Raw genomic sequence first — 9,129 nt, 5'->3', positions numbered from 1 at the left:
AAAAATCCCCTTTTCTTTAAGAGAAAAGAGGATGATTGAACGTAATTTCAAATCCTTTCTTATCTCCCAAGAAAAAATTTCTTGCTGGATTTAGCACCTTTCTGAAATTTATTCAGAGGTTGCTGAAGCGTCATCAGGCCAGTTCCTTCGGCTTCTCTTGATAAGAAAATTATTAAATTTGCAAATAATTGTATACGTAAAAAACCGATAAGTCAAGTGGGAATAATAAGAATTATTTTATTGACATTTCGAAAAATATATTTTATTATAGCAATCAACCAAGTGAATATTGATATTCTTATCGAGAGAGGTGGAGGGACATGGCCCAGTGAAGCCTCAGCAACAGGTTCTTTGTTTTTTTAGAATACTGTGCTAAATCCATCAAGCTAATAGCTTGAAAGATAAGAAGAGAAGTTTGTTAAATACTAGACTCTTTTCTTATCAGAAAAGAGTTTTTTATTTTAATAAAAAGAAAGAAGGGATTTTGTATGAAATATGGATTTTGGATGCCTGTATTTGGGGGGTGGCTACGAAATGTGGAAGATGAAAATATGCCAACAACCTTTGAATACACAAAGAAAGTAATTCAATCAGCAGAAAAATGGGGTTATGAAGCAACGTTAATTTTAGAATTATATTTAAATGACATTAAAGGTGTTAAAAAAGGTACGTTAGAAGGTTGGGCACTGTCTGCTGCATTAGCTGCAGATACTGAAAAGATTGAAATCATTCAAGCGATTCGCCCGATTTATCATAATCCAGCTGTAACAGCTAAACGGGCAGCGACAATTGATCATATTAGTAATGGTCGTTTTACGTTAAATGTCGTATCCGGTTGGTGGGAAGAAGAAGCGAAACAATATGGCGGTGACTTTACTTCTCATGAAGAACGATACGATCGTACAGCTGAATTTGTTGAAATATTAAAAGGATTATGGACAGAAGAAACGTTCTCATATAAAGGGAAATTTTATGAAGTTGAAAACACCCATCTTTTCCCGAAACCAGTACAAAAACCGACAATTAAACTGTATGCCGGTGGGGAAAGTGAAAAAGGAAAACAAGTAATTTCCAATTATTGCGATGCATACGTGATGCATGGTGGTACCGTTGATGAAGTGAAAGCAAAAATTGAAGATATGAAAAAACGGCGAGAAGAAGCAGGGAAGGAGCCACTTGAAACCTTTGGAATGGCAGCGTACGTCATTTGCCGTGATACGGAAGAAGAAGCCCTTGCTGAATTAGAGCGCATTACGGCGGTAAAAGATATGAGTGGTTATGCTGGATTTAAAGATTTTACGACAAAATCAAAACTGGAACAAAAATTACAACTGCAAGATTATTCCGTTTCAAACCGGGGATTACGACCGAACCTTGTTGGAACTCCAGAACAAATTGCAAAACGAATTTTAGAATATGAAGAAGCGGGTGTAAACTTACTACTATTACAATCTTCACCTCAACTAGAGGAAATGGAGCGTTTTGCAAAAGAAGTTATGCCGAAAGTGGAAGAATTACGTGGCGCATTAACGAAATAAAAAGGGGATAGGAATATGGCGAAAGTATATGTAATCCATGAAAACCATGAATGGACAGAACATTTGTTTAAACGACTAGATGAATTAAACATACCTTACGAAGATTGGCATTTAGGGGAAGGGAAAGTTGATTTATCACAAACTCCACCTGAAGGGATTTTTTACAGTCGAATGAGCGCTTCGAGTCATACGCGAGGACACCGTTTTTCACCTGAGCTTGCCCATGCAGTTTTAGCTTGGCTAGAACATCATGGGAGAAAAGTAATTAATGGTAGTGGTGCCTTGCAATTAGAGGTTAGTAAAGTACGTCAATATTTAGAGTTAGAGAAATATGGCGTTAAAACTCCAAAAACGATTGTTGCTGTTGGTAAGGAACAAATTATTGAAGCTGCGAAGGCATTTGAAGGTGAAAAATTTATAACGAAACATAACCGTGCCGGAAAAGGATTAGGTGTGCAATTATTTTCATCTGTTGAAGCGTTACGTGATTATGTAGAAAGTGATCAATTTGAAGAACCGGTGGATGGAATTACGCTTATTCAACAATATATTGAATCTCCAGAAAGTTATATAACTCGTTGTGAGTTTGTAAATGGGGAATTCTTGTATGCTGTTCGTGTCGATACATCCGACGGATTTGAATTATGCCCGGCTGATGCCTGTCGTATTGATGATTTATTTTGTCCAGTTGGTGAAGAAAGTAATGTCCGGCCAATGTTTGAAATTCAAGAAGGGTTTTATGATCCGATTCTTGAAAAATATGAACAAGTTTTACAAGCAAACGGCATTAAAGTGGCAGGAATTGAATTTATTAAAGATAAAGACGGAAATATTTATACTTACGATATTAATACGAATACAAACTATAATAGCGAAGCAGAGGCTAGAAGTGGGAAATTTGGCATGTTAGAAGTGGCGAAATTCCTAGGTGAGGAGTTAGAAAAACTAAAAAAAGAAGCGCTAGTGTAAGCTTTGTATCTTATAGTGAAAAAATGATTTTTTTTCAAGGAGGCTGCGTAAAACAGCCTCTTTATTTTTTTCTAAATTCTAAATTTCTGGACTAAACTTTTAAATCGTTAAAACTTTGAAACGAAGGGTAATTCCTCTATACTATTGACTAAGAAATAGAAGGAGGAATGTTTTATGGAAATGTTAAAACAGTTTAATTTGGCTAGAACGTCATTACTTACATATATAGAAGATTTAAATGAAGTGTTAGCTGACAAGCAATCAAAATATTTTGATCAAACGATTCGTTGGCATATTGGAAATGTGTTAGTGATGACAGAAAAGTTTTTATTTGTCTCAAAAGACACTCAGCAATTACCGAAAGAATACGCAGAACTTTTTAGTGGTGATGTTTCGGTTTCAGATTGGAAAATTGAGCCACCAACTTTAGAACAATTGCATGCAGATTTAGTTCACCAACAAAATCGTGTGAATGAATTTAGCGAATTGTTTTGGAAATCCGATGTAAAGTTCAAAGTTCCAAATGGCTCTGTGGAAACCCATGGTGATTTGTTAATTATGTTAGCCCATCGTGAAGCAGAGACAATCGGTAAATTAAAATTAATGAAACAAATTTTAGAAACAGAATAAAATATGAATTGAATAAGTTATATTAAGAAAGTAATTTTCTGTAAATGAACAAGGATCAATTCTATCCGCTAGTACTAGTGAGGAATTGGTCTTTTTTATTTTTATGATTTGGAGCGATAAATTTTTTTCGGGATGAAAAAACTATGTTACAATCGGAATGGGAAATTTGAAACATAATTGTAATATTGTGGTAATCAAATAGACAAAATAGATTTGTAGAATGTTAGTTAGAAATGTCAAAAGATAGGGAAAAAGGTGTGATTTTGCTTGAAAAAGTCAATAGCTGTTCTAGGAGCTACATTAATTTTTGGAACAGGATTATATACAACTGCAACGCCAGTATTAGCAGAAAGATCATCGTCAGAAATTCAATTAAAAATAGAAGAAAATCGTCAAGAACAAGCTAGAGTTGAGCAACAAATTGCATTAATTGAAAATGCAATAAAAGAAAACGAAAAAATAATCGCAGCTACCGAAAAAGACATTAAAGTTACACAAGAGGAAATTGATCAGCTGAATGCTGATAAAGCGGCAATTGAAAAGAAAATGGAAGAGCGGAATGAACTTATTAAAGAACGCCTTCGACTTATGCAACAAAATGGAGGTAGTCAAGCTTATTTAGAAGTTATTTTCCGTTCGACAAATTTCACTGAATTAATTGGCCGTACGAATGCTGTTTCAAAAATTATTGAGGCTGACCAAAATTTAATAGAAGAACAGAAAAAAGATGCGCAATTACTTGCTGAAAATGAAAAAGAAGCTCAAGACAAGTTAACATCTTTAAATGATAAAAAAGTAGAATTAGAGGGTATGGTAGCTACAACCGCTGAACAAAAGGCACAGGCTGAAGCCCTTAAACAGCAATTAGAAAATGAAGAAGATGATTTATTAAGAGAAAAGCGTGAAGCTGAAGAAGCTGAAAGACGAGCAATGGAAGAAGAACTTGCAAGAGCATTAGCTCAAGCACAAACACAAGCTCAAGCACAAACACAAACACAAGCTCAACCACAAGCTCAAGCTCAAGCTCAAGTACAAGCATCACAAGAGCAATCAACACAATCAGGTGAATCGACTTCTTCTTCTAAGTCATCAAAAGCAAATAAAAAATCTACACAAATTAAAGATTCTAGTTCTACGCCATCTGCAAGTGCAAGTGATGCAATTTCTATTGTTACATCTGTTGGAATGAAATATATTGGCAATTCCGTTTATGTTTGGGGTGCTCAAGACCCTGTAAATGGTTATTTTGACTGTTCTGGATTTGTTAACTGGGCATTTAAACAAGCTGGCTATTCTATCGGAAGATCAACATCATCCTTAAGTACAGAGGGAACAAAAGTTTCAGTCAATGATATGCGCCCTGGTGATCTAGTGTTCTTTGATACATATAAGAAAAATGGTCATGTTGGTATCTATCTTGGAAACGGTAAATTTATCGGTTCCCAAAGTAGAGGTGTAGGGATTGCTGATATGACAAGTGGCTATTATAAAGACAAATTTAGTGGACACGTTCGTCGTATAATAAAATAAATGCATATAGTTAAAAAAGCTTTCCAAAAAAATTTTTTTTGGAAAGCTTTTTTAAGTTTCTTTTTTGTTTAAGTGTAATGGTGTTGGAACGAGCCAACCTTTTTCTTTATTCGGTCGAAGTACCTTTCCACCTAATATTGCTTTTTTACCATGGAATTGAGGGATAACATGGCGATATCTTCCCGTATCGCTTGACCCATAATTGTACTGCAGCTTATAAGTCCAGCAGCGGTATCTGCAGAAAGTTTGCCTGCAATTTCGTTATCTAGAAACCTTGCACCAACTGGGATTTCTTCCAAGGAAGCAACTGGTCGTTCAGGTGGTGTAGGGGGGTGACCGACACCATTTTCTTTTAATAATGTCTCTACTTCAGCTAGTTCTTCTTTACTACTACTAATTGATTCCTCAAGTAAATTTCTTAACTCCTTGTCAACAGCATGATTTAACATTGTTTAGTATGCTGCAACACAAGCTTTAGTTGTAAAAAGGTAAGTCCAAATAGAAAACACTTCACCATAGTGCATCGGCTCATCTTTAGGATTTCCACTTAAAATTACCTTGTGCAACCCTCCCAACATTTGTTATTCTGACATTTTTAGTTTACTCAATAATTAATGAAGCATAGATAAAAAATAAAAACGAAATCATTGTGATTCCGTTTTTTAATGGGAGGTTTTTAATGTTAATCAGCAAATCCTAGTTTTTCAGACTGCCATTTTAACCATTGGTATTTTCTTTTTTCTCTCGGGATAAATTGTCTTAATTCTTCTTCACGAAAACCAACTTGAATCCGTTTATCATCAATAATGATCGGTGTTTTTAAAATTCTTGGGTTTTGATGAATATATGTAAGCAATTCGTTCAGGGAAAGATCATCGAGAGATAAATTTAATTTCTTAAAATGCTTAGAGCGGGTTGAGATAATTTCATCTGTTCCATCAACCGTCAAGCGTAAAATATTTTGTAATTCACTTTTTGTAAGTGGTTGTTTTAAAATGTTCCGTTCAACATACGGAATTCCTTGTTGTTCTAACCATTGTTTAGCTTTCCGATTTGATGAACTTGCCATTCCATAAATTGTTACAGTCATAGAAATATCTCCTTTTTCTATTTTTATACGTGCTCACCTTCGCTTTTATATAGACCGTGTTTTAATAAATTCATGTCAACGGTAAAGTTTTTAATTGCTTCTTCGTCTGACAATTCCTTTGTGAATTTTTCAATAAAATTACGCAAGGCAACAGATGTTACGATATTAATACAATGGAAGATCTCGTCATCGTTCGTAATGTTTAATAAATCTTTATCAACTAGGCTGATAATTTCATCATATTGTTTTCGGTCCATCTGATCTACTAAGAAATTAGTCAAAGAAGTTTCAACACGATGTGTGACATTTAACATGGCAAACTTAAAAAAGTTAAGTTCATTTTCATCGGGCATTTCTTCAAGGAAATTTTTATACAATTCTGTGGCTGCTGAAATAATATCGCCATTATGTTTTTTTAAATAGTTTATAAATAGTTTTTTTCGTTTTTGTGTTTCGAGATCGACTAAATAATGATAGAGATCTTCGATATTCTCAAAGTATTGATAGAAACTTCCTCTTGGAATTCCCGCCATTTTAATAATATTGGAAACAGAGGCTTTCACTAATGGTACTCTTGAAAATTCCTTTTCTGCTGCCGCAATTAGAGATTGTCTTTTTTCCTCAGACAAATTAAAAAAGGTCTGTTTTGGCATATGTATCCTCCAATTATGTATAAATGACAACCTGTCATACACTAATTTTATATTAGATGACAATGTGTCATTTGTCAACGCTTTTTTGTGACAGATTGTCATGATTATTATATTTTGAATTAATATCAATATATTTAGAATTCATATGGTATGTTGAAATATTTTTGTAATATTATTGTTGTTGAACTGCAATCTGTAATGTATACAATAGTATTGTCTCAAAAGTAATATAAAAGGTGGATTTTTTCATGAAAAAGGCTATTACTATATTAGGTGCAACTATCATTATAGGAACTACAGTAATCCCTAGTGTACCTACATATGCAAATACATCGACTCAAATAGAACAAAAGATAAAAGATAATCAACAGAAACAATCTGAAGTAGATAAACGTATACAACAATTGGAAGAAGCAATTAAAGAAAACGAACAAACAATGATTAAAACTGAAAATGATATAAAAAGTACGCAAGAAGAAATTAATAAATTAAAAGAAGAAATTGAAGTTCTTGTTGCGGAAATGGAAGTTCGCGATGAACTAATTAAAAATCGTCTTCGTTCCATACAAGCAGGTAATAGTTTAGTAGATTATTTAGATGTATTATTAGGTGCATCTAATTTTGAAGACTTTATTGGACGTGCAAATGCGATTGCGACAATTACTAAAGCAGATCAAGATTTAATTCGACAACAAGAAGAAGCGAAGAAAGATTTACAAGAAAAAGAAACTTCTGCTGAGGAAAAACTAGCTTCTTTAAATGATTTAAAAGTAGAAATTGAAGGAATGAAAGCTTATACTGAAGAACAAAAAGCACAAGCGATGGCTTTAAAAGAACAACTTTCTAATGAAGAGCAACAGTTATTAATTGAAAAAGAAAGAGCACGTCAAGCTGAACTTATTGCAGAAGCTAGCCGTGCGGTTGCACAAGTAACAAGCTCAAGTAATAATAGTGTGAAGTCTTCAGGTTCTGATTCAGCTCCAGTAAACGGTGATGCAATTAGTATCGTAACATCTGTCGGTAATCGTTTTATTGGTAATTCCGTATACAGCTTTGGTGATGCAGATCCAGCAAGAGGACGTTTTGACTGTTCTGGATTTGTAAGTTGGGTATTCCAACAAGCTGGTATTTCAATTGGCAGATCAACATCTGTACAATCTACAAAAGGTACAAAGATTTCAACTAGTGAAATGCGACCAGGGGACTTAGTATTCTTTGATACGTATAAAAAGAATGGTCACGTTGGTATTTACTTAGGAAATGGTAAATTCATCGGTTCTCAAAGTTCAACAGGTGTTGCAATTGCTGATATGACTAGCGGTTATTGGGCAGGCAAGTTTAAAGGTCACGTTAGACGTGTAATTAACTAATAAAATAGTAAACTAAAAAAAGAGTCTGACCTAATTTAGTTCAGACTCTTTTTACTTACAATAACGGTTCTACCGTATATCCATTTTCTTCTAATATTGAGATAATGTGAGGTTCCAATATAAAATGGAGTGAACCGACGAAGACAAAGTACGTTTTATCTTCACCACTTTCAAGAAACTCCATAATTTTTTCGGCCATGCCATAATTACGATCATCATTTAATGCTCTCATAAAAGCAATATCGTTTTCAGTGGCATCCCGACTATCATCGGTAGCTAATTGCAGTAATTTTTCCTGGTCGCCATCCATATAAATGTTTAACATTGCATTAATTTGTTCGGCATATTCTTCTGCTGTTAACTCTAACGAAGCTTCTAACATGTCGATTTGATATTCTTCAGTAGTATTAGCAAAAATTGCAAACTGATCCTCGGGTGTTTCTAATGGAATAACTTCTTTTCCATCTTCATGGGCACGTGTTAAAAAGTACTCATCTACACCTTCAATAAAATCACCTTGTAATAGTAATAAAGATTCAATTGTTTGAGCGATTAGCCACGGTTTGTATTCTTCCATAAGTGCTAGTGGCATTCCTAGTTCGGATAATTTCTTTTCCAATTTTTTATATAAATCTTCTGGAATATGATCTTTAATTGTCGTACCATCTTGATACGTGCCCATATTCATCATAATGGATTGCATCTCAAACAAATCAAAATTGACGATATCAATTTCCGGGGAAACGACATCTGCTTCCTTATAAGCATTTTCAATCTTTTCATTTAATGGAAAAAGGCCTTCCTTACCAACGTGAATGGTTCCTTGTAAATAAACAGTCGTATCTCCATTTTCAACTTTCCATAAAAATCCTGCTGGACCATCAGGGCTTCCGACAACTTCTTCCTTCGGACCGATAACAATAATTCCTTTGGATCGTAATTCTTCTAATATGGTAAGTTGCTCTGAATCATTCGAAAATGGATTACCAGTTACAATGACTTCTTCCAAATTTTCTAATTCTTTCAAAATAGTGAAATCAGTAATCTCATTGCCGGCAACGGATAAAATTTCTAAAGATTCGATTACGTCAATTCCGTCGAGTGATTTGATACCTTGATTGGCAAGGTCTAACGCGATAATGTTTTCCAAATCCGATTTTGTTAAATCACCATTCTTTTTATCGATTTGCTCACGAATGGCTTGTTCAAGATTTTCATCTTCAAAGGTTACCGTATCTGCTGCTTGACAGCTGAACATGGTAACGGCACATAAAAACATTAAAAGTACTAAAAAAAGTCGTTGTTTCATATGATCCTCCAGTATTTGTTTTTGAGTATTCTAAAAAAAG

Annotated in this window: 8 protein-coding genes, 1 pseudogene and 2 riboswitches; of the genes and pseudogenes, 5 read left to right on the top strand and 4 right to left on the bottom strand. The window is 34.2% G+C overall.

Annotated elements, in window-relative coordinates; translation table 11 throughout:
* Positions 1 to 56: 56 nt before the first annotated feature.
* Positions 57 to 167: riboswitch (SAM riboswitch) on the bottom strand.
* Between the two features lie 128 nt (positions 168 to 295).
* Positions 296 to 408, top strand: a riboswitch (SAM riboswitch).
* A gap of 80 nt (positions 409 to 488) precedes the next feature.
* From GW534_RS14860 to GW534_RS14845, 4 genes are all read left to right on the top strand, one after another.
* A complete protein-coding gene (locus GW534_RS14860; RefSeq protein ID WP_161921772.1) occupies positions 489 to 1,538 on the top strand; it encodes an LLM class flavin-dependent oxidoreductase in 1,050 nt (349 codons plus the stop codon).
* Between the two features lie 15 nt (positions 1,539 to 1,553).
* Complete coding sequence (locus GW534_RS14855) at positions 1,554 to 2,507, top strand: ATP-grasp domain-containing protein (RefSeq protein WP_161921771.1); 954 nt, start codon at positions 1,554 to 1,556, stop codon at positions 2,505 to 2,507.
* Positions 2,508 to 2,681: 174 nt separating this feature from the next.
* Complete coding sequence (locus tag GW534_RS14850) at positions 2,682 to 3,137, top strand: DinB family protein (protein ID WP_161921770.1); 456 nt, start codon at positions 2,682 to 2,684, stop codon at positions 3,135 to 3,137.
* Positions 3,138 to 3,404: 267 nt separating this feature from the next.
* Positions 3,405 to 4,667: a C40 family peptidase gene (locus tag GW534_RS14845; protein ID WP_161921769.1), complete on the top strand. Its 1,263-nt coding sequence runs from the start codon at positions 3,405 to 3,407 to the stop codon at positions 4,665 to 4,667.
* 51 nt (positions 4,668 to 4,718) lie between these two features.
* Here GW534_RS14845 and GW534_RS14840 read toward each other — a convergent pair.
* The 3 genes and pseudogenes from GW534_RS14840 to GW534_RS14830 form a co-directional block, all read right to left on the bottom strand.
* Positions 4,719 to 5,245, bottom strand: a pseudogene (locus GW534_RS14840) (DUF3231 family protein).
* 104 nt (positions 5,246 to 5,349) lie between these two features.
* A complete protein-coding gene (locus GW534_RS14835; RefSeq protein WP_161921768.1) occupies positions 5,350 to 5,757 on the bottom strand; it encodes a Spx/MgsR family RNA polymerase-binding regulatory protein in 408 nt (135 codons plus the stop codon).
* A gap of 23 nt (positions 5,758 to 5,780) precedes the next feature.
* A complete protein-coding gene (locus GW534_RS14830) occupies positions 5,781 to 6,410 on the bottom strand; it encodes a TetR/AcrR family transcriptional regulator (protein ID WP_161921767.1) in 630 nt (209 codons plus the stop codon).
* Between the two features lie 248 nt (positions 6,411 to 6,658).
* Here GW534_RS14830 and GW534_RS14825 point away from each other — a divergent pair, with 248 nt between their 5' ends.
* The gene (locus tag GW534_RS14825; protein WP_161921766.1) at positions 6,659 to 7,780 is read left to right on the top strand and encodes a C40 family peptidase; all 1,122 of its coding nucleotides are present in this window, start codon (positions 6,659 to 6,661) and stop codon (positions 7,778 to 7,780) included.
* A gap of 55 nt (positions 7,781 to 7,835) precedes the next feature.
* On the opposite strand, the gene GW534_RS14820 is transcribed toward GW534_RS14825, so the two are convergent.
* Positions 7,836 to 9,089 carry a TraB/GumN family protein gene (locus GW534_RS14820; protein WP_161921765.1) on the bottom strand — a complete coding sequence of 418 codons (1,254 nt, stop codon included), beginning with the start codon at positions 9,087 to 9,089 and terminating at the stop codon, positions 7,836 to 7,838.
* Positions 9,090 to 9,129 lie beyond the last annotated feature (40 nt).

It is taken from the genome of Pallidibacillus pasinlerensis (genome assembly GCF_009996845.1).
GTDB classification, from domain to species: domain Bacteria; phylum Bacillota; class Bacilli; order Bacillales; family Caldibacillaceae; genus Pallidibacillus; species Pallidibacillus pasinlerensis.
The sequence above is the reverse complement of the archived record's forward strand: the minus strand, read 5'-3'. Positions and strand labels throughout refer to the sequence as shown.

Excerpts from the sequence above, each read along its gene's own strand:
- GW534_RS14820 (WP_161921765.1), bottom strand. The coding sequence starts at position 9,089 with ATGAAACAACGACTTTTTTTAGTACTTTTAATGTTTTTATGTGCCGTT.
- GW534_RS14835 (WP_161921768.1), bottom strand. The coding sequence starts at position 5,757 with ATGACTGTAACAATTTATGGAATGGCAAGTTCATCAAATCGGAAAGCT.
- GW534_RS14850 (WP_161921770.1), top strand. The coding sequence starts at position 2,682 with ATGGAAATGTTAAAACAGTTTAATTTGGCTAGAACGTCATTACTTACA.
- GW534_RS14860 (WP_161921772.1), top strand. The coding sequence starts at position 489 with ATGAAATATGGATTTTGGATGCCTGTATTTGGGGGGTGGCTACGAAAT.
- GW534_RS14855 (WP_161921771.1), top strand. The coding sequence starts at position 1,554 with ATGGCGAAAGTATATGTAATCCATGAAAACCATGAATGGACAGAACAT.
- GW534_RS14830 (WP_161921767.1), bottom strand. The coding sequence starts at position 6,410 with ATGCCAAAACAGACCTTTTTTAATTTGTCTGAGGAAAAAAGACAATCT.
- GW534_RS14825 (WP_161921766.1), top strand. The coding sequence starts at position 6,659 with ATGAAAAAGGCTATTACTATATTAGGTGCAACTATCATTATAGGAACT.